The following is a 21,507-nucleotide window of genomic DNA, read 5'->3' as shown; positions in this document are numbered from 1 at the left end:
TTGTCAACGGCCAGCCAGTCGAAGCCGCCGCCATAGGCAGCCGACTCCGCTTCGCCGATGGCATCCACCGCTTCGAAATACACTTCCTTGCCGGCATATTGAGCCACGTCCCACACGTATGTTTTCATCCGGCCGCTGTCCCCTACCCGATTGGTCGGCACCTCTTCAATCAGAATTTCGTCCGTAGCCGCGTCCTTTAGGTAGAAGCGGTTATTGAGCGCGTAAGGCCACGGACCCTCTCCATATACCGTGCCGTTCCAGCCGGCCCCGTCGAACGAGAGCGTCGGCCGATCGACGACGAACTTCGAAGTCTGAAGCATGCCCTTCTGGCCACCACCGATCGAGGAGGCGGCATAATAACCGTCGCCGTCCCCGACCCATCCGGCGCCCCCAGTCGCGGGAGCCTCACCGAACACCGCTGTATCGACATTAGCGACCTCGCTCCAGTCGCCGTTCTCGAAATTGGCGATGATCTTGTCTCCGGCTGCCGGCTGCTCTCCGTCCACTGCCGTTCCGGCGTAGCCTGCGCCGTAAAACGCCAGCGCATCGTCCGCAAGGACGAATGGCTTGCTGACGAGCTTGCCGACGGCGCCCGACTCTCCGTCCGAGCTTGCGACCGCACCGATGTCCGCGGCTACAGTTCCGGCGCCGAACGCGCCGCCGATCTGCTGCCAACCGCTTCCGAAGCCGTTCCCCGCAAAAGCCAGCGCCGTCAGCGGCTTCTCCGCGTTCAGCGTAATCGAAGCGACTGGATAGCCGTTGGACAGGTCGAGCGTGACGATCTGACGTCCGTCTTCCTCCGCGATCGAGCCGGAGGCGGCGATCGTCCCGTATGCGCTCGGCACGTAAACGAACGCCTTGCCCGGCTCGAACGTGTATTCCAGCATGCCGTCCTTTTCCCAATTCAGGTCGATGATCGCTGCCTTGCCGTCGAGCGACGGCGCATGTCGGATGACGAGCACTTCGTTCGGATCGGTATTCGCGTTGCGGGCCACCTCGACGACCCTCTTGCCGCTGTAGGCGTCGACACCTGCGTCCGCTACGTGGAACTTGGTCGGATCGGCCGTTACAGTGCGCTTGATGCCTCGGGAATCGGCATAATCCGACAGCAGCTTGCTCATGAAGCTGTCCTTGAACAGCTCGTTGTCCGCCACCGGCAGCGTACCGAACAGAACGCTGCCTTCGCCGACCGCGAACTCCGCCATAATCGCGTTGCCCGCCTCGTCTTCCAGCACGGGAACCGCGTTCGACGGCAGCGCGCCAAGCGCCTGTCCCGCGCCCGTAGCATCCGCCGCTACGGAAACCGACGCGCCAGACGCAAGCGACTTCAGCCATGCTGGCGCCCGAGCGGATACTTTGATCTGCGTGCCGACGCGGCTGGTCGCCGCCGATCCGGCTAGCAAGCCCATCATCCAGTCGCCGACACCGTCGCCGCCGCCTAGTCGTCCTTCTTCCAGGTTCACGCTATAGTTGAAGCTGTCCGTTCCAAAGCTGGCGAATGCGCCGCCACGCTGCACCCACGATTTGATCTTGACTTCAGCGGCGTCCGAGGTGAGCGTCACTCCCATATTGGGACTGATGAACACCTTGTAATTATCGAGAGCGCCGTCCTCGATCGGAAAATCGTCGAGGATGTCGGGTGATTGCAGGTAATGCGCCCAATTGGCGAACGGCGCTCCGTACCACGAGATACCGTGGTCGCCGTCAAAAATAAAATTGTGGTCGTTCCGATTGTACCCCTGGCGGAACAAATTGGCGTACCACGGATTAAAGATGACCACGTCTGGGCTGTCCGGCTCCGGATCAATCGACAAATATTTCTTAGAGTTCGCCTGCGTGTACCGGTACAGATCATTGCCGCTGTAGTTGCCGTTAGGGTCCCATTTGCCGGTGCCGCCGTTGAACTCTTCGTAGTCCCAGCCGAGCGCCGAGTGCGCCAGCATGTCCACGCCACGGCTCAGGAAATTGAAGGCGTTGTCCGTCTGGGCTTTATCAAACGGCTGCGCCGTATCGTCCATTGTCCCCTTCAGCCCGTAAAAGCGGGCCGTGGCGGAATATTGCGCGACGCCGTAAGGTGCGTCCAGGTTGCTGTTGCCGAAAATAATGTTGTCATACTTGCTGAAGTCGCGGGCGATTTTGCCCATGCTCTCTCCCGTCTCCATCGGAGCGCTTTGATAGCCGCCGTCGACCTCGACATGGATGGGCTTGTCGGAAACCGAGCGCATGGCCTGCATGTATTCCGCCAGAAAATCGTCCATGTACGCCATCTTCCAGAACATCAGGTCAGCCCATTCCGGCCGGTCGTCCACCGTGTCGGGGTTCGACCGGTCGGGCAGCGGAGACGCGATCTCGTCAAAGCTCGCGTAGCTTGCGCCCCAGCTGTCGTTCAATGCTCCGATCGTACCGTACTTGTCCGCCAGCCAGGCGCGGAAGTTCTCCTGCGCACTGTCGCTGTATACGGCCAGCAGCTCTGGACTGTGGCCGGAGTAATACTCGATTCCGCCGTACCAGCCCGGACCGAGGATCGAAAATTTCCGTACGTTCGGGTTGCTGTCAAAGTGCCGCATCGTCTGCTTGGCCACTTCGATTACGGTCTCGTTGTGCAGCTCATTGAAAAAATCGCGGTGCTGGATCGTTCTTCCGATTTCGTCCACGATGGTCGAGTAGAAGCTCGGGAATGCCCGGCTGGAAAATCCCTGGAACCCGAGCCAAATGTCCATCCCGATGTCCGTGAACCGCCCGAACATGTCGTCCGCGTATTCCCACGAGTAATTCGCGGGATCGCTCACGTAATCGAGCACTTCCTCGTCCGATATGCCGTTAGGATACAGCGCGTCGTCGATCAGTTCCGGCATCAGATTGATGCCAGGGCTCGCCGGATCCGCAATGCTGACGCACAGGTTCATCAGTTGCTGACGCTGATCCTGCAAGGAGGTAAGTCCGGCGTCGCCGAAGTTCTTCATGTCGGGAAAGCACGACAAGATGCCGACGCGGTGCGGCAGGACGTCCGGAAACAGCGTAATTTCGTTAATCGCGCTTTCCGATCCGAAGCTATCCGAGAGCAGCAGCCTTACGTAGCGTGCTTCCACGCTGTCCCAAGAGACATAAAGCGTGCGGCTGGACTGCACTTCCCGCTCCGCGACGGTTCGAAAGCTCGCGCCGTCCAGGGACACCTGAACGGCATAGCGCTTCGGCCCTTCTTCTCCTGTTACGGCCGCTTCCAGCGCGCCGATCTTCGTCGCTTCACTCAGATCCAACTGAATCCACTGCGGATTCGAAGCAGTCGGCCTGGCGGCGGGCCGCCAGTTGTTGTCGCCGTCGTCGTATACGCCGTCCAACGCAAGCTCCGGGCCGTGGCCGATCTGGCTGGACGAAGCAGTTGCCGCAACCGCCTGCACCCGCACCTCCCTGGAAATCGCCTGCTCCGCTGGTGGCGTTCCTTCTGCGGACACTTTGGGCGGCAAGCCGCCAATCCAGCCCGCGGGCATCATCAATGCGGCCGCCGTAAGCAGCAGCAGACACTTGCGGCCCGTCCTTCCCCTTGATCCTGATCTTACCGTCATTCTATTTCTGTCCCCTTCCCCGGCGGGTCGCCCCGCTCCATTCAATTTCGTCACACTCCGTCCGGCCGGCGCGTTCGGCATACGTCGCCTAAAGGCGAACCGGAGGGACATGCCCCCATCATGGCATCTGTTGGAAGCGCATTCAATTGACAATTGTTTGGATGACGAGACATTTTCGATGAACTTGCCTCCCGTCGGGTTAACGAGAGCCTTGTTGCTCACGGAACTCGCTAGGCGACAGGCCGAAGAAGTTTTTGAACGCCCTGCTGAAGCTACGGTAGTTCGCATAGCCGACCCTTTCTCCGATATCGACGATGCGGTGCTCCTTGTTTCTGAGCAGCTCACGGGCGGTCATCATCCGTTCTCTCATGACAAACTCGTTGAAGTTCTCCCCCGTTTCTTTCTTGAACACGACGCTGAGATAATTCGCGCTGATGTGCACGCGCTGCGCCAGCCATTCCAGCGATATTTCCTCGCCCAGATGCGCTTTGATTAACGGCTTAAGCTGGCTGAACGCACCGCCTTCCACCGTGCCCGCCGCTTCGTAGCAGTCGATCAAATGCGCCGCCAGCTGTCTGAACAGCTGCCGGACGTCCTGCTCCGTCTCGCATGCCGATTGTCGCTGCAGCAGCTCGAGAAACAAGGGCTGCTTCGTCGCATAGTAGGACGGATTGTAGCCGTTCAGCTGCGCCTCCGCCTGCACGATCGTCTGCTGCAGAACGGACAGTACAACGGGCAGCGGCTGACGCAGGCGCTCCCGCGCGGCGAACAACGCCCCGATCGCGGCTTCCGCTCTCTCCCGCCTTTGCAGGGCGGTCGCTTCGAGCAACTCCGCCGCCGACGCCTTCGCCTCGACGGCGTACTGTTGGCTGCGGACAGTTTCCGTCTCCTCTCTGAGCTGGTCGGCGATGCGCCGCACGATTACGTTCATCTCCCGAAAGTCGATCGGCTTAAGCACATACTCCTTCACGCCGAGCGTGATGGCCGTCTTTGCATACTCGAACTCGCCGTATGCGGTAATGACGACGATATGGCCTTTGTAGCCCGACTCCCGCAAGCTCCGAATCATGACGAGCCCGTTCATGCGGGGCATGTTGATATCGGCCAGCACCAGGTCAAACTTCGTTTCAGAGGCCGCCAGCAGTGCCGTCTGTCCGCTCGCGGCAAGCCTCACTTCCGTGAAGCCGGCGGCTTCCCACTGCACGAAATCCTTTAGATCCTCACGGATCATCGCCTCGTCGTCGACGATCAGCACCTTATACATGCTCGTCCACCACCTGTCGCTCGTTGTATTGGTTCTGATCCCGGATAACCAGCCGGACGTTCGTGCCGGCTTCGGGAACGCTGTCGATTCTCATGGTGTACGAGTCGCCGAATTCGTATTTCAACCGGCTGTGCGTATTGAACAGTCCGACGCCGTGCCCGCTAGCTCCTGGCACCCGTTCGCCGTCCAGACTCGCCAGCAAACCAACCAGCGTCTCCCGGTCCATGCCGCAGCCTTGGTCTCGAATGCATATCGTCAGTTCGCCATCCGCGTAGGAGCTGCTGACGGTAATCAGCACCTCCTCGCGCTCGGCGTGAAACGCCCCATGATGGATCGCGTTCTCCATCAAGGGCTGAAGGATGAGGCAGGGCAGCTTCTTGGGGAGCGATTCGTAATGAATGTCCCATTTGACGCGAAAACGGCCCTTGAACCGGATCTGTTGCAGCTCGACGTATGCCCACAGATTGTTGAGCTCAGCTTCGACCGTGACGCTGTTTCCGATATGATAGATGCTCTCGCGCAGCAGCTTGGACAAATGGATGATCATCCGGTTGATTTCCGTTTCATGGCCCGTCTTGCGGAGGGCGACCGAGTGGATGGATTGAAGCGTATTGAACAGAAAGTGCGGATTGATCTGATTCCGCAGCGCCCGCAATTCGGCCTGCTTGTTCTTCATCTCCAGATCGTGCCCAACCTGCTTGAACTGAACCTCTCTCTCCAGCAGTTGCTGGATTTGCCGGGCCATGCGATTCAAGCCGCTGCCAATCAAATCGATTTCCCGTACGCCAGTGACCGGAATTTTCTCTTCCAGCCCGCCTTCACCGAAAGCGTGAATGCCCTTCAGAAGCGTGCGAAGCGGTTGGGTCGTCATATTCGAGATATAGAGGACACCGAGTAGGGAAAGCAAGAGCACCAGCAGCGCTACGAGCGCGATCGGCACGCCTGCGACCGACACGTACTGCAGAAACGTCTGCTCGGGGTAGGAGATGATCAAGTACATGCCCAAATACGAGCGCTCGAAAAAATAAAGATAGCCGTCCGAACGCAAGCCCGACGCAAGCGGCTTCCCATCGCCTGCGCGGAAAGCCTGCAGCATCGCCGCGTCCGCGCCGGCCATATCTTCTCCGCGTTCTTCCGGGTACTGGACCAGCAGGGAGCCATCCGCGTTGACGTAGCTGAATCTCGCATGCGGCATGACCTTTAGCTTGTCCATGCTTTCCAGTAGACGCTGCGGCTTCATATTGATCTCGACCGCTCCGATGACCGGATTGGCGCTACCGTTGTTCGGACTCTTCTTGTTCTGGAAGCTCGTGATGACGTGCCATTGGGAAAGCGTACCGTTGGCGTTGGCCACCCAGGCCAGATGAGTCGGGCTTTCCCGTGCCGACCGGTAGCCGTGCTGCTCCTCGTACCCGCCGCCCCCCTTCAGTCTGGACTCGCCGACGAACAAATAATTGTGGTCGCCGAACCAGACGCGGATGCTTTCGATCTCGTCCGACGTGAAGTAGTACTGGTTGAGGAATCCGGTCAGCTCCGTCTTGAATGACAGAAACCCCGGATCGGCCGTATCGGCGCGAAGCATGCGGGGCAACTGTTCCTGGACCAGCTGGCTCATGACGATCTGCAGCGAGACTTCGCCGTATTTCTTGTTCTTGATATCGAGCGATTCCATCGTGTCCAACGCCAACTGATGATTGTATTCGTCGGCCATGCTCTTAGCCGATTCGTAATTGGATCGGAGCACGATTAAAGCGACAGCCACGGTAAGCACCATGATCATTAACAGGACGAGCAATACCATTCTGCTACGCATCGATGTCGGCATCATTGCGGATAATCCCCCCGGCGACAAGCAAATGCCCTCAGTATAGCAGATCCTATTTAATCCCGGTAGTCATGTATACTTGCGTAATACCTTTTTGGAAAAATACGAACAGAACGAACACCGGTACGATCATAATGATTCCGCCGGCCAACAGCGCGCCCGGATTGAAGTTGTTGATCGACGTGACCATGCCCGCGAGCCCTACAGAAAGCGTCTTGTTGATGTCGCCGGACGTGATGATGAACGGCCACGTGAACACGTTCCAGTTATGCAGAAACGTCGTGATGCCGAGCACCGCGATTCCGGGCTTCACGTTCGGGAGCACCAGCTTCACGATGATGCCCCACAGCCCGCATCCGTCGATCCGCGCGGCCTCGATGAGCTCGTCCGGAATTTGCAGCATGAACTGGCGCATCAGGAATACGCCGAAGGCACTCACCAGACCCGGGATCATAATGCCCGTCAGCGTGTCCAGCAGTTGGAAGCCCTTGAACAGCTGAAACATCGGCACGATCAAAATGTCGAACGGAACGAGCATCATCAAGACGATGAACTTCAGCAGCGCGCCCTTGCCGACGAACGTCATCTTGGCCAGCGCATAAGCTGCCAGCAGGCCGGTGAATATCGTCGTCGCCGTCGGAACGAGCGAGGTGACAATCGAGTTCCAGGCGAACAGGCTCAGATTGCTGCTCCAGGCGCTGCGGTAATTGTCCAGCGTCCAATGCTCGGGAAAGAAACGAAACGGGAACGAGTACACTTCGGCGTTCGTCTTAAAAGAAGAGAACAGCAAAATGAGCAGCGGAGCGGAAATAAAGGCGATTCCGAGCGTCAGCAGCGCCAGGCTCACGTAATGCTGTGTCTTGGTCGTATTCATGGTCTTATTCTTTCTCCTCTCCGATTTTGAGTATGACGTAAGAGACGAGAGCCAGAACGATGGACAAGACGACGACGATCGTGGCCGCATAGCCCATCTGATGATCGGTGAAAGCCTTGTTCATGGCGTACATGAACACCGTTTCCGTACTGCCGTACGGACCGCCCTTCGTCAGAATGACGATCTGGCCGTACATCTGGAAGATCGAGATCGTCATCAGGATCGCGGCAAAAATCATCACCGGTCGGATTTGCGGAAGCGTGATGTGCACCGTTTTGCGCCAATGTCCCGCGCCGTCCAGCTCAGCGGCCGCGTACAGGTTCTGGTCCACCCCGAGGATGCCGGACAGAAATAGAATCGTGTAGAAGCCGACGTTCATGAAGAAAAAAATAAACATGACGACGATCTTGGCCAGCGTCTGGTCGTACAGCCATTCGATCGGCTGCAGGTTAAGCGACGTCAGCAGATTGTTGACGATGCCGTGATTTGGGCTGAACATATACGTGAACACGACCGCCAGCGCGACCATGGGTGCCATCGATGTGCCGTAGAAGGTTGAGCGGAAGAAGCCTTGTCCCCATTTCAGCTTGCTCATTAGCAACGCAGCGACGAACGAGGCCGCAATCGTAACCGGCCCGATGCACCAGTACGCCAACGTATTGAGCAGCTTGTCTAACAGTTCCGGATCGCGCGCAAGCCTCGCATAATTTTCGAAGCCCGTAAATACCGGAGGGGAATAAAAATCGTACTTTTGAAAAGAAAGCAGCAGCATCTGCAGCAGCGGATAGACGAAAATGACGGCATAGAAGAGCACAACCGGCCCGACCAGCACATAAGCAAGCATACTTTCCCGTTTCTTGAAACTCATGCCGAGCCCCCTCTCCAAGCAAGAAGAGGAAGAGGGCGATTCTCCTCTTCCTCCCCTGCCCTTACTTTAAATTGTCTTGAATCTCTTGTTGAATGGCCGTCTGCAGGGACTGCTGCTGCGAATTGATATCCGTGTCGGTAAGGATGACTTTCTCCAAGAGTTGATCGTACTTCGTCCAGAAGCTCGGCGCGTTGTCCGAGTGGATCGGCTTGATATTGTTCAGTTGCTCGGAAAGCACCGGTTTGATCGGGTTGTTCGCGAATTGTGGGTCGTCGGACAACGACTTGAGAACCGGGATGCCTGCCGTGAGTTCAAGCCATTGCTTGTAAATATCCGGCGAGTAGATGGCCGTCAGCAGTTCCGTCGCTGCTTCTTTGTGCTTACTGGATTCGAAGACGGAGAACGACAGGCCCGGTCCGAAGATGGACGTGCTGTTCGCGATCTTCGGCACGGTGGAGAAGCCGAGCTTGCCGAGGTCCAGCCCGCCTTCCTCGTAGGAGGTCAGCGACCATCCGCCGGTAATCGTGAACGCGGCGTTCTCGTTGAAGAACACGCTCATCCAGTTGGCGTAATCCGTCTCCGGCTTGTCCGCGTAGCCGGCGGTCACGAGACTCTTGAGCTTCGCCAGCCCGTCCGCCGCTTCGGGGCTTCCGAATACTGCCTGCGTGCCGTCCTGTGTGAAAAACTCCCCGCCCGCACTAAAAATAAACGGCGCGGTTTCGTACGTGCTGATGCGGAAGGTGAAGCCTTTGACCTCTTTACCGTTCGCGGCCTTGAGACCGGATTGCTTGATCTGCTCCAGCATCGCGACCCATTCGTCCCAGGTAATCGAATCGAAATCGGTATTCTCGATACCGGCTTTTTCCAGCAAATCCTTGTTATAGATGAGGAAGATCGAGTCGGCTTTGATCGGCACGGAATACAGCTTGCCGCCATTGCGCCCTTCCTCCAGCAGGCTCGGATACATGTAGTCGCCATTGAGCGGAGAAGCATTAAACCACTCAGTCAGATCCGCCAGCAATCCCCGCTTCATCCAGACAGCCTTCGGTCCGGAAGCAACGAGGTCCGGCAGATTCGAACCGGCTGCCAGCACGTCTACCTTCTTGTCCATATCCGTACTGGGTACCGTGTCCAGCCGCACCTTGATGATGTACTTGTCGCTATTCTGGCTCGCAATCTCCGCGGCCCTGTTCAGAATGGCGCTGTTCTGCTCGTTGTTCGAAGAATCGATCAGCATGCTCAGCGTAACTTCCTGTTTCCCCTCGCTTTCCGCGCTTTGTCCAGCGGATTGACTCGGTGTGGCTTCGCCGTTGCCTCCGCCACCGCATGCTCCCAGCACGACCGTTAGCATGGCGACGGCCAGCCCGGCGCTGATTCTTTTTTTCACACTCGTGTTCTTCGCTCTTGCGAACATCTTGCTTCCCCCTCGTCGTTGTGACTGCATCCCGTCTTTCTTCCCATATTATAAAGGGTCGCAAGAATGGCTAACAATCGACAAGAGTTCCGATGATGTCACAATTGTTTGGAACATCAGGAATCCGCACTTTGGCCGGAACTAACTGATCGGCTGTGCATGAGGCTTGTTGGACCAAAGTCACACACAACTAAGCGATCTGTTGATGCTCATTGTGCCTCATTTCGCATAAATGCCTGGCATTCCACGGAGTACCGGGAGCTCACGATGCAACTGCTCGCACCGCCGCCGTTCCCTGAGTGCCTATCGCAATGCCGGGCTTCCCCACGGAGTATTTGATGCGCAAACTACAATTGATAGCAACCACAGCCCGGGCGGCATACCGATAGCTAAGCCGGTTTCCGGGGAAGGTTTCATTCCTTCTTTGGTCAATTCTTCTCTCAAATACTGGAGCGTTCGCGAATCAGTCGGCCGCTTGCATTCATAAATAACCCGTTGGCCGAGATGGCCAACGGGTTATTTATTGCTTCATTACTTAAGCACTTTAATTTCGCGGATTTGCGATGCGTTACCCCATCCGCTAGTAATCATTAACCGTACGTAACGGGCATTCTGCTCGGGGAAGTGGTATTTCACACCGTTTTCGTTATTGTTCTTCGCAACATACACCTTTGACCAGTTGACATTGTCCGTAGAAACCTGAATTTCGAAATCTTTCGGTCCCAAGCCCGTCGAATTGCCGACCGGATTCCATCGAGGGAACAACTGCACTGCCTTAAATGTCTTACTTGAGCCCAAATCTAGCTTGATCCAGTTCGGGCTTCCCGGACTCGGGCTGCCCGAAGGCGCCCATAGGTCGTTGTCGGAATTGGTCGTGCCATTAATAACTTTAGAGGCCTCGAAACCGACTTGCTGCGTATTCGCCGTCGCAGAAGATACAGCGAGCTCCGAGTAAGGGGCGTACCAGACGACTTCCCTGATCGCTGAATTGAAGTCGCTATATCCTGCCGTCGTCTGAATTCGCGCGTAACGTGCATTAACCGCCGCGAATGAGTACTGCTGGCTGGAGTTGCCCTGGTCGGTCACAGAGAGCACAGGAGAACCGAACGTCACGCCATCCGTCGATGTCGATACAGTAAAGCTCTTCGGCCCGACGCCGCGCCATTCCAAATCATCTACACCGATCCATGCGTACGACGATGCCGTGTTGTTGTCTACCGCCTCAAAATAGACCTGTTCGCCAATAAAACTCGACACATCCCATGTCTGCCTGACAAAAGTGTCGCTTAAAGGCGGAGTTGCAGTGAACAAAATCGAATTGTCTGAAGCTTTACGCAGGCGGAAAAAGTTACTACTACCGCCGAATTGCCCATCCCAGCCCGCTTTAAGGAAAGAAATCCTTGCGCTTTCTACGGTAAAGTTTGGCGTTCTGAGCGTTCCAATAGCCGTTTCGCCGCCCGAGATTGAATCCGCCCACCAACTGCCATGGAATCCGCTAATGCCGGCACGGCTGTTTATTGGACCCGATCCCCAAGCCATACCCGTTTTGGTCCAACCTAAATAGTCGTTCGTCTCGAAATCTCGATTGTCGCCTTGGCGGATGTTATCCAGTGCCATCCAGGCGTAGGTAGAGTTGTTATTGTTATCTACCATCTCGAAGTATACAGGAGTACCAATATAAGCACTCACGTTCCACATCTGCGTAACGAAGTTGTTGTTCTGCGGCGGTGAATCCGTAAACAGTACCGCATTATCGGAAGCTCGCTTCAAATAATATTTGTTGGAGCTACCGCCGGATGGACCATCCCATCCCGCTTTATCGAATAAAAATAAATTTTTCTCCAGCACGAATGTCTTTGACTTAATCGTACCTGTTCTGACCTCTCCATTGCTGGTACTCTCCGTCGGCTGCGTTCCCAAAGCCCGCGTATCAACGAAATATTGTCCTTGCACGTTGCCAACATTGCCCCAATTTATTTTTTTAGACGATGGAGATGGCAGCAAGGCGTTGCCCGTTACCGTCCAATCCTGATAGTTGCCCTGCTCGAAACCCAGGTTATCGGAGTATATTATATCGTCCGCAGCCAGCCAAGCGAAAGAGCTAGAGCTATTTCCGTCGATGATCTGAAAATATACTTGTTCGCCTACGTACGCCGACACATCCCATTGTTGAACGACGAAATCTTCTCCTTGAGGCGGCTTCGCTGTGAACAAAATCGAATTGTCCGAGGCCCGCTTCAAGTAGTAATAGTTTTGCGTGCCACCGCTCGATCCGTCATATCCGGCTTTCCGGAAGCTGAACGTTTCTTTGCCGAGCGTGAACGTTGGACTAGTCAAAGTGCCCGTTGCAGATTCTCCGGCGACACGAGAACTCGCCCACTTGGCGCCTCTCCAGTTTTTAATATTGCCGTGAACCGTCGATGTCGGTCCCGTACCGAACGCCGTTCCCGTTGTCGCAAAGGAAAGGCCGGAGTATGTGCCGAATTCGAAGTTAAAGTCAGCGATTTGACTGCCTGGATCCTTTTCGGTCTCGGGGAACAAATCGAATGTGCCGACGTTGCGGTTTTTTCCGAAATCGAAGGTTATTGTTGACGGATCATTGGCAGTCGCGCCGCCACCGTTCCATCCGTCCCCTTCTGCATTAACGCCGTTGATCGCCTTCTTTGCGTTGACGGCCTTATCGCCGCGGTTCGCAGTCGCGCTTTTAATCGGTATCGACGAGTTCGAGTTGCTAGTAATACTGACTTCCGAACCAGAGGAAATCGTATAATCGATTCGGTATTCGTTGCCGGCCAACGATGTTTCCGTAATGATGCCACCGTCGACGTTTTTCCAAGGGGATACGACAAATGCCTCAGCGTTCAATCCGTTAAAGTTGCTCGGATGCGAGAAGAACAAGCTTTGGCCGCTCGAGGAATCGACGGTGTTCGCGACAATCGTGAGTGGTTTATTCGTTACTTCGTTAATGCCAGCATACGCCACGTTAAATCTGTCAGCATCGAAAATGACGGGACGATAGATTCCTTTCGCGTCCAAATAGTTACTGAGCAGATTACCCATACTCTCGTCTTGGAACAATTCCGACTGGTTTACGGGCAACGTCGAGAAAAGCACGTGACCGGAGCCGTAAGTATTCTCGACCATTAGCGCGTTCCCAGAAGCGTCTTGCAATATTTTCGTCGCGGAACCCGCGATTGCGCTAAATGCCTGTCCTTGGCCCGAATCCGCGGAGAATGCGAACGCTTGACCGGCTTTGAACGAAGTGAGCCAGCTTGGCTTCGGCGTCACGATTCGCGCATAGCCACCGCTGCTCGTCGTCGCTGTTGTTCCACCCGAAATACCCATCAACCAATCCGATAGGTTCGTGCTGCCGGAAACGCTGCGGTTATTTTCTACTGTATAATTCAGCGAGCCTTTTCCAAATGCAATTAGAACTCCACCGGCACTAACCCAGTTCTTGATGGCATCTGCAGCCGCTCTCGAAGTAATAGTATAGCTCGTATTTGGAATGATCAGTACTTTGTACTGTGAGAGATGACCGTCCTCGATGAAGAAGTCGTCGATAATGTCTGGCTGGGACAAATATCTCGCCCAGTTAGCCCAACGCTGACTAACGTAATCGGGAGAGTAGTCGTTATTATATATATCCATATAATCGCGATTTTTGTAGCCTTTACGATAATTGGAGGTCAAGATGGAATCGAAAAAAGCGACCTCGGTCTGATTATCGTAAACAGGAACCATATCTGTCAACCGGTATGCCCTGTTAGTGAATTGGTAGTAGTGATCGTTGCCGTTGTAGTCCGTTCCGCTCCATGTCTGCGTGCCCATATTGTATGCCCCGAAGTCCGATCCGACATAAATGCGATGGTAAGAATCGACGCCGTTCACAAGTTTATTAAAGAAGGCATCCTCCGCCATCTTTTCGGACTGTAAGTTCGTATTGTCACTCGTCGTTTTTAAGCCGTAAGCCCGCTTATAACCGGGTAAGTGCGCAGTGCCGAAATTTTCGTCCATGATGCTGTTGCCTAACACGCCGGGCTTATAATTGTTGAGGAGTCTAGCAGTGAACCCGACAGCGGATGCGGCTTCCATCGGTGTATGAATAAACCCGCCGTCCGTCTCTAACTTCATCGGTTTGTTCGTCCACAATCTCATTTCCGCCATCAACTGCGTCATATAACTAGTTAAGGAATCTCGGTAGAAATACATCAAGTCTGACCAGCTTCTACGCGTGTCGATATCCGCCGTCATACCCCGGTTCGGAAGCGGCGGTTGGATGTTCGCCCAAGCGGCATAAGAAGTGCCCCACGCCGTGTTCAGCTCGGCAATGTTGGCGTATTTAGTTTGCAACCAAGTCCTGAATTTGTCTTTAGCGTAGTTGTCGTACAAATTAAGCTTGGGGTTCGTCAAAGAAGGTCCAGGATTCCCTTCTACGCCGCCGAAAAATCCCGGACCGGATATGTCGAACAGCTTGACGTAAGGGTTAGCGTCGTAGTGTTGGACTACATTCTTAATGAACGCCTTCATCTTCGTGATCGCATTATCATTGAAGAAGTTGACTGTGTTTTCGCTGCTTACGCCATCCTCGTTGATCATTTGTGCATAAATGTCCGGCCATAAGTCTGCAGGCAGGTTGTTAATTCCAAGATGAACGTCCATGCCTCGGGAAGCGAAACGGTCAATCAACGTATCCAGGTTTGTGAACGTATAATTTCCAGGTACTGTCAAATCTCCTCCAGAGGGCATGACGCCATAGCCGCCCTGCGCGGCGAGGAACAAGTTAACGACTTGCGCTCCGGTAGCCTTGATTTTATCGAAGCCTTGGTTCGTTGTAGTGGAAAAATTCATCATATCGTTTGCGGTGCCTGCATAATCGATCGTAGGTGCGAAGAAATCTGGATAGACCATGACTTCTTGTATACCACCATTTCCGTGCGCTGCTGTCATACTAATCCGTACATATCTGGCCGTATGCGGCTGAAACTCGAAATAATTATGTCCGTTTTTGTTGTTCGTTACCGTAAGTCGTGTCGTGTATGTGCTGCCGTTGGTCGAAGTATCGATCGAAAAATCCTTCGGACCGTTGGAGGCGAGCGGCCAAAGCTCCAGAGCGCCTACCTTTTTCTGCGCCCCGAAGTCAAATATGATCGATTGGGAAACACCAACCGTAGGCGCGGATGTTGGAGACCAATAGTTGGAATCGCTTGCATAAATGCCGTCACTAGCAGATCCAGCCACGTGGCCAGCAGATGAACTGGATGCCGTTACTGCCGTAATTGGTACTTTGAAGTTTCCCGCGGATGCTTTCTGCGGTATTGCCAGAAAGCTTCCCACCACCATACAGAATGCTAGCAGAATGGATATGAAGCGATTACATCTCATAACTTTTCCTCCTTGGAATCATATTTATATATAAAGGGGGAGCGCGGCAACATTTGCTTCCGACTCCCCCAGTATCTTATTTCATGTTTGCTACTTCTTCTTTAATTCTTGCGTATTCGTCGTGATAGAAAGTGAACACTTCTTCGATGCCCATCTTTTTCAATTCGTTGATGATCTTCTCTTTGCCTGCCAAGAAATCAGCTTCAGTTTTCTCGAAGATCAAGACTGCTGTTGCTGTACCTGCATACGTAGCGATATTTGTTTCCTTCGTCGCAAGGTCGGACCCTGCTTCCGTATGGAGCGAAGCTTGGAGGGAGAACGACTGCGTGTTGTTCGGTATGCTGTCGATGCCCTCCATCGGATAATTATAGCCCATGGCATCGATGTAATTTTTCTGCGCGCCCGCAAGGTTGGCTTTAATATATTCCGGGCTCCATGTAAAGTTCGTCTTCCAGCCTGCTGGATTGTCGTAGTTACCATTGATTTTCATGTTGCTCCAGAGGTTGGAGCCTGTTTTCTTCGAATAATCCGGATCGGACTTCTTATCTTCGATAGCCTGCGCAGTTAATGCTGGTTTGCCGTCTACCATATCCCATGTCAAACCTTGAGGACCATTTACGATCAATTCTGTAGCCTCGTAAGTAGCCAAGAAGTTAAATAAATCCATTACACGTTCCGCGTTTTTGCTTGTAGTCGAAATTCCCCATTTAAATTGGTTACCCGCGTCGTTGACCGCGTTGGCAAAGATATTCTCGGACTTTGTGGCAATCGGCAACGTTACATAACCTTTTTCCGGCGTGCCATCGGCGATGAATTTTTCGTTCTGGCCGTTAGATAGCCAACTACCATAAGAAGCCAGATATCTGCCTGCACCGGCTTTTTCAAGAATCGTACCGAATTTCATAGTAGCAGATTCTGGATCGAGTACGCCTTCGCGATACGCTTTATTGTAGAATTCGAGCGATTCCCAGAATGCGCTGTTCGGATCGCTTAACCTCGGTACAAGCTCGTCTTTCGCTACATCCCGTAAGAATATGCCGTTACCGCCAGCGTCGACCATACCGGCTGCGTTAGCTCCGCCTTTCGTAACCAAGCCGCCGCCCCATGCTTCGCCCATGAACAGGCCGAGTCCGTAATTGTCTTTGCCATCTTTGTTTTTCGGTTCGAGCTCTTGCATTTTCTTTAGAAGGTCTACGAATTCATCCAGCGTGTTTACAGCAGGTCTGCCGAGCTTATCGTACAGGTCCCAACGAACTGACCACAGATTCGCCGACAAGTACGGATTATAATCACCGCCGTTGATATCTCCGGGGATAAAGTATAGCTTTCCGTCCCTTACGGGAGATTGCAGCCTCATCAAGTTCAAAGCATTGCTGAAATTTTGAGTTAAATTTTGGCCGCGCGAAGTGACAAGATCATCAAGCGCCATTACTTTCTTATTCTGGACTAGCTTATTAATAATGTCGTTGTTTGAAGTTACGATAATATCGGGAAGCTCGTTGCTAGCCAATAGCGCGCTAAGCTTTGCGCTTGCATCGCCATTGCCCAGGAATGGCTCGAAATCGAGCGTAATACCCGTTTTTTTACGAATTTCCTCCATGACCGGATCTGTCTGAATATTCTTGCTAAGCGGGTTAATGACCCAATCTGCAAAAATCGTTAGCGTCACCGGCTCGAGTTCGGAGCTTGAGGTTTCGCTTGCAGCTGCACTAGATGTCGGAGCGTTAGACGACACACTGTTCTCGCCGTTGTTCTTGGAGCACGCAGTTAAAACAACGACCATTACGATTGACATCATAAGAGTAAACCTTTTCAATTGTGTCTTTGACACGTTGTTTCCCCCCTCGGGATTTTTATATATTAAAGCATTTTGCTTTAATAACAATTTAACCGCCCGTAAATTACGCAAACTACCCCTTGACTGCGCCGAGCATGATGCCCTTAATGAAGAATCGCTGGAAATACGGATATACGAGCAAGATGGGCAGAACCACCACGACTGTAATCGTCATTTGCAACGACAGTGGAGTGACTTTAATCGTGTTAACTAGATTTGAATCAATAACGCTCGCGGATACGGATTGCGTTTGTATGAGATTCAGCAGCATGAGCTGAAGCGTCATTAAATTGGAATCGGTTGCGTAATACAGGTTGTCTACCCAAGAGTTCCATTGATTCACTCCTTGGAAAATGGCAACTGTCGCTAGGATGGGCATCGACAGCGGAAAAGCAATTTTACGAAATACGGTGAAATATCCTGCACCTTCTACAAACGCCGACTCTTCCATCTCGGCCGGAAGGTCTTCCATGTACGTCTTAATCAAGATGAGATAAAAGGGAACGATAATCATCGGTATAATATAGACCAAGAACGTATTCTTGAGTTGAAGCTCTGTAATTAAGAGATATGCTGGGATCAAGCCCGCACTAATATACATCGATATAACGACGGTCCGGTACATGAATTTACGCATGGGCAGAATCGGTTTCGTCAACCCATAAGCGAACATGGCGGTGCATACGACAGTTAGTAGAGTACCGATAACGGTGCGTGCAATCGATATGAATGTTGCATGCGCCAAATTGTCGATCTTCAGCACTGTCTGGTAATTTTGCGAAGTAAATCCCTTCGGCCACAAGCCGATACCTGAGCTCGCTTGCATAGGATCCGATATCGAGTAAATGATGATGTAGTAAAAAGGATAAAGCGACGCGAACCCGATCAAAAATAACAAAACCACATTAGCTAATTCAAATACTTTATATCGTTTGGAATAATTCACCTTCGCACCTCCCAGAGAAAATCAAATGATGCCTTTACCGTTTACTTTCTTATAGATCATGTTCGCTGTGAAAACCAATATAACGCTTACGGCCGATTTGAACACGCCAATTGCCGTGGAGAGTGGGAAGTTCAACTGCACAAGTCCCAATCTGTACATGTAAGTATCCAGTACGTCGATCTTTGGATGAACGAGCGGGTTATTAAACACGTAATATTGATCGAAGCCATTGGAGAGCATGTTGCCGATATTGAGTAAGAACAGAACGGCAAACGTTGGCATAACACCAGGAATTAGAATATGCCTGATCTGTTGTAACCTACCCGCCCCATCAACTTCCGCGGCTTGGTACTGTTCAGGATCGATGGATGCGATCGCCGCCAAATAGATGATCGCCGACCAGCCGAGGCTCTTCCATATCGATATCAACGACTGCAAAAACCAAGTCAGCCAAGACGTCGCGAGAAAATCGAATGGCTTATCTAGAATATGCAAGTTGACCAGCAACCGATTAATTACACCTTCATCTACTGATAGGAACGTGAAGCAGATTGAGTAAACGATAATCCACGAAATGAAGTTCGGAAATGAAGTTACGATTTGGACAAATTGTTTAAAGCGCTTCCATCTGACTTCATTAACAAGAATTGCGAAGAGAAGTGGCAAGGGGCTAAGGATTAGCCCAACGGCGCTAAACACGAGCGTGTTACGCATTGCATTTTCGAACTGGCTACCCGCTGAAAAAATTTGGGCAAAATATTTGAAGCCAACGAATTCTGAGTTAATAACGCTTTCACCAGGGAAGTATTTAACGAATGCTATATACCATCCCCATAGGGGGACATAAGAAAACGTAACAACCAGCAGGAAGAAAGGAACCGTCATCGCTAACAACGGCAATACCCTCTTAATTCTCTCTCTTCTCATATTCAGCATCTGTCACTCACCCTCAAATCAATATTTATAATTATTAACATGCTTTATACTATATTCTTTAATTCGTGGTGTCAATAGAACTTTTATGAATGAATTTATAAAAAAACACGACTATAGTATATTAAGTATTATAAATATGATTTGATTGGGGTTTACGTGTCCTACTTATAAAAATCATGTAACTTCCCCACTTTACTTAGCCATGCATACAATCAACACAGGAAATACATCGCAGTTATAACGGAGAGCCCTTATCGGGCAATCCGCTATTCTTTCATTATTTAACGCTTAGATGAGTTCGCGAGTCCAGATTGAGTTTAAATTCCCCGCTCGGGCTTGGGAGTCGCCCTGCCGCAGAATTTCCAAGATAATTGATAATCTTAACCCGTTCAGGAGGGACTGCGGCCATGATACCTTCCGTTTTTGCTTTTTAGCATAAAGCGCTCCATGATCATTTCGCAAGCAACCAGCGATTAGCGGCTTATTTAATCTCAAATTACCCTACTCTTTTCTCCCGTCCCGATACTGCAACGGCGTCACTCCGATAACTCTTCGAAAGAGATGGTAGAAGGACGGTTCGCTCTGATACCCGACTTGTTCGGCGATTTCACCTATGGAGCGTTCGGTCGCCCTTAAGTAATAACATGCGACTTCCAGCCGATATCTAATTAAAAATTGAATCGGGCTTTGACCCAGCTGTTCTTTGAAAGAATGTGCCAAATAATATTTGTTCACATAAGCGACTTCGGCCAAACGATCGAGCGTAATCGGCTCGCGGTAGCGTTCCTCGATATATCTGCGCGCGGTTAACACCGCATCCCCTCCGGCTCGTTCTGTTTTATCGTTTTGTCCCTTGTAATGGGCAATCCCCGATAACTTGGCGAAGAGGATCCCGAGCAAATGATCGGCTATTGTCCTTGATTCCGGTTCATTGCTATAAAAGGCATCCAGACATTTCAACATTAAGCTTCGGACGACGGGAAAATGTTCTCCCAGATGAAGCACCGGAACCGCATCTCGATCGAAAAAGAAATCATTCTCCAGACGACGGATTCTCAAATTATCGAATCCAATATAGATGGAATGAAAGGGGTGCTTAAGTGAATCCTCGCGGTGCCATATTCCTCTCTGGTAAAAAAGAAGCATCCCCTCTTTCCCTTCGATCGTCGTGCCGCCGACTTCGAATCGGCCTTCCCCCTTCTCGATCAACAACATTTCGCTGAAAATATCGTGTTTGTGCAAATCGAAATGAAAAGGGTGACTTTCATCGTTGCGACTCGAGCTTCCGCCGATCAAGCGAGGCGAAGAAATAAAGATCGTTCCATTATCCATACTGAAGCCTCCATAAGCAAGAATCGATAGTAAACAAAGCAACCTTAGCCATTGTTGAAACCACTTACATTCGCTAACTTAAAGATATTAAAGAGCGTTCCCCTTGTTCATTACTTTATAGGGTTCATGCTCCTCATTGCAAGATTCAACATTACAATTGAAATGGGGTAAACCATGATTCAGTTTGAAAAAAGACGAGTGTCGGACGAAAAATACGAAGCATGCGCGGTATTCGACGTCAACGGCGACGGCATCCCCGATATCATCAGTGGCGCCTATTGGTATGAAGGGCCGGACTACGTCCGCAAACATTTCATTTGCGATGTTCTCGCGATCAGCGAGTACCATGACGATTTCTCCGACTACCCGATGGATGTCGACGGAGACGGTCTTCCCGACATCATTACGGGCGCATGGTGGGGAGAAACGCTAAGATGGCGTAAAAACCCCGGCAAAGAAGGCGTCGCGTGGGAAACGATCGATATCGATCATTGCGGCTCGATCGAGACGATCCGTTATTTGGATATCGACGGATGTGGAGTTCCGGAAATTTTCCCGAATACGCCAGGGGCGCCGCAAGCCTTCTATAAGTTAATTCACGGCGTCGATGGACGAGGAACGGCGAAATTCGAGAAATTCGTCATCGGAACCGACGCTAGTGGACACGGTATGGGTTTCGCCGACATCACCGGCAACGGGCGCATGGATGTCGTTCTCTGCGACGGTTGGCTGGAGCATCCTGAAGATCCATTTTCTGGTTTATGGACCTTCCACCAGGAATTCTCTCTCGGCTCTGCCAGCGTTCCCGTTCTTGGCTACGATGTCACAGGGAACGGCTTGACGGACCTGATCGTAGGGCAAGCTCACGATTATGGGTTGCATTGGTACGAGCATCTGCTTGATTCCAACGGAACGAGGACCTGGATCAAGCACGAAATCGACATGTCCGGTTCGCAGTTTCATGACCTTTGGCTCTCGGACCTCGACGGCGACGGCGAAGTCGAACTTATAACAGGGAAACGCTACCGGGCCCACAATGACGGCGACCCCGGCGCGCACGATCCGATCGGCTTGTATTACTACAAGATTCTCAAAGGAAAGTTCGAGAAGCACGTCATCGATTTTGGTCCTGCGGGAGAAGCATCAGGAGCCGGCATTTACTTCTGGGTGCAGGATTTGAACGGCAACGGTTACCCAGATATCGTTGCACCAGGTAAAGATGGCCTGTATTTATTTGAAAATTTAGGACCTCAAGGAGAATGA

General features: G+C 52.3%; 12 protein-coding genes. 1 reads left to right on the top strand and 11 read right to left on the bottom strand.

Translation table 11 applies throughout. The annotated features are described in order from the left end of the window. From PAT3040_RS07465 to PAT3040_RS07415, 11 genes are all read right to left on the bottom strand, one after another. On the bottom strand, positions 1-3,563 hold a 3,563-nt coding region (locus PAT3040_RS07465; RefSeq protein WP_181376486.1), incomplete at its 3' end, for a discoidin domain-containing protein. 199 nt (positions 3,564-3,762) lie between these two features. Continuing rightward, positions 3,763-4,827, bottom strand: a complete 1,065-nt coding sequence (locus PAT3040_RS07460) for a response regulator (protein ID WP_108992104.1) — start codon at positions 4,825-4,827, stop codon at positions 3,763-3,765. Continuing rightward, on the bottom strand, positions 4,820-6,655 hold the full coding sequence (locus PAT3040_RS07455) for a sensor histidine kinase (RefSeq protein WP_108992103.1): 1,836 nt from the start codon (positions 6,653-6,655) through the stop codon (positions 4,820-4,822). The genes PAT3040_RS07460 and PAT3040_RS07455 overlap by 8 nt, the downstream gene beginning before the upstream one ends. 49 nt (positions 6,656-6,704) lie before the next feature. After that, a complete protein-coding gene (locus PAT3040_RS07450; protein ID WP_181376485.1) occupies positions 6,705-7,526 on the bottom strand; it encodes a carbohydrate ABC transporter permease in 822 nt (273 codons plus the stop codon). 4 nt (positions 7,527-7,530) lie between these two features. Next, positions 7,531-8,394, bottom strand: coding sequence for a carbohydrate ABC transporter permease (locus PAT3040_RS07445; RefSeq protein WP_108992101.1), 864 nt, complete (start codon positions 8,392-8,394; stop codon positions 7,531-7,533). A gap of 61 nt (positions 8,395-8,455) precedes the next feature. Next, complete coding sequence (locus PAT3040_RS07440; RefSeq protein WP_181376484.1) at positions 8,456-9,808, bottom strand: ABC transporter substrate-binding protein; 1,353 nt, start codon at positions 9,806-9,808, stop codon at positions 8,456-8,458. A gap of 531 nt (positions 9,809-10,339) precedes the next feature. Further along, positions 10,340-15,193 carry a discoidin domain-containing protein gene (locus tag PAT3040_RS07435; RefSeq protein WP_108992099.1) on the bottom strand — a complete coding sequence of 1,618 codons (4,854 nt, stop codon included), beginning with the start codon at positions 15,191-15,193 and terminating at the stop codon, positions 10,340-10,342. Between the two features lie 76 nt (positions 15,194-15,269). Beyond that, the gene (locus PAT3040_RS07430; protein WP_146200380.1) at positions 15,270-17,024 is read right to left on the bottom strand and encodes a type 2 periplasmic-binding domain-containing protein; all 1,755 of its coding nucleotides are present in this window, start codon (positions 17,022-17,024) and stop codon (positions 15,270-15,272) included. Positions 17,025-17,103: 79 nt separating this feature from the next. Next, positions 17,104-17,976, bottom strand: coding sequence for a carbohydrate ABC transporter permease (locus PAT3040_RS07425; RefSeq protein WP_108992097.1), 873 nt, complete (start codon positions 17,974-17,976; stop codon positions 17,104-17,106). 21 nt (positions 17,977-17,997) lie between these two features. Continuing rightward, the gene (locus tag PAT3040_RS07420; protein ID WP_108992096.1) at positions 17,998-18,912 is read right to left on the bottom strand and encodes an ABC transporter permease; all 915 of its coding nucleotides are present in this window, start codon (positions 18,910-18,912) and stop codon (positions 17,998-18,000) included. A 501-nt stretch (positions 18,913-19,413) separates the two neighbouring features. Continuing rightward, entirely contained in the window at positions 19,414-20,244 is an 831-nt protein-coding gene (locus PAT3040_RS07415) for a helix-turn-helix transcriptional regulator (RefSeq protein ID WP_108992095.1), read from the bottom strand. Positions 20,245-20,418: 174 nt separating this feature from the next. Here PAT3040_RS07415 and PAT3040_RS07410 point away from each other — a divergent pair, with 174 nt between their 5' ends. Next, positions 20,419-21,507 carry an FG-GAP repeat domain-containing protein gene (locus PAT3040_RS07410; protein WP_108992094.1) on the top strand — a complete coding sequence of 363 codons (1,089 nt, stop codon included), beginning with the start codon at positions 20,419-20,421 and terminating at the stop codon, positions 21,505-21,507.

The organism is Paenibacillus agaridevorans (genome assembly GCF_003112455.1).
Classification (GTDB): domain Bacteria; phylum Bacillota; class Bacilli; order Paenibacillales; family Paenibacillaceae; genus Pristimantibacillus; species Pristimantibacillus agaridevorans.
Note: the sequence above shows the minus strand (reverse complement) of the source record. Positions and strands in the feature narration are given on the sequence as shown.

Bases quoted from the DNA above. Each gene is read 5' to 3' on its own strand.
- PAT3040_RS07460 (WP_108992104.1), bottom strand. From the start codon at position 4,827: ATGTATAAGGTGCTGATCGTCGACGACGAGGCGATGATCCGTGAGGAT.
- PAT3040_RS07455 (WP_108992103.1), bottom strand. From the start codon at position 6,655: ATGATGCCGACATCGATGCGTAGCAGAATGGTATTGCTCGTCCTGTTA.
- PAT3040_RS07450 (WP_181376485.1), bottom strand. From the start codon at position 7,526: ATGAATACGACCAAGACACAGCATTACGTGAGCCTGGCGCTGCTGACG.
- PAT3040_RS07445 (WP_108992101.1), bottom strand. From the start codon at position 8,394: ATGAGTTTCAAGAAACGGGAAAGTATGCTTGCTTATGTGCTGGTCGGG.
- PAT3040_RS07440 (WP_181376484.1), bottom strand. From the start codon at position 9,808: ATGTTCGCAAGAGCGAAGAACACGAGTGTGAAAAAAAGAATCAGCGCC.
- PAT3040_RS07435 (WP_108992099.1), bottom strand. From the start codon at position 15,193: ATGAGATGTAATCGCTTCATATCCATTCTGCTAGCATTCTGTATGGTG.
- PAT3040_RS07420 (WP_108992096.1), bottom strand. From the start codon at position 18,912: ATGCTGAATATGAGAAGAGAGAGAATTAAGAGGGTATTGCCGTTGTTA.
- PAT3040_RS07415 (WP_108992095.1), bottom strand. From the start codon at position 20,244: ATGGATAATGGAACGATCTTTATTTCTTCGCCTCGCTTGATCGGCGGA.
- PAT3040_RS07410 (WP_108992094.1), top strand. From the start codon at position 20,419: ATGATTCAGTTTGAAAAAAGACGAGTGTCGGACGAAAAATACGAAGCA.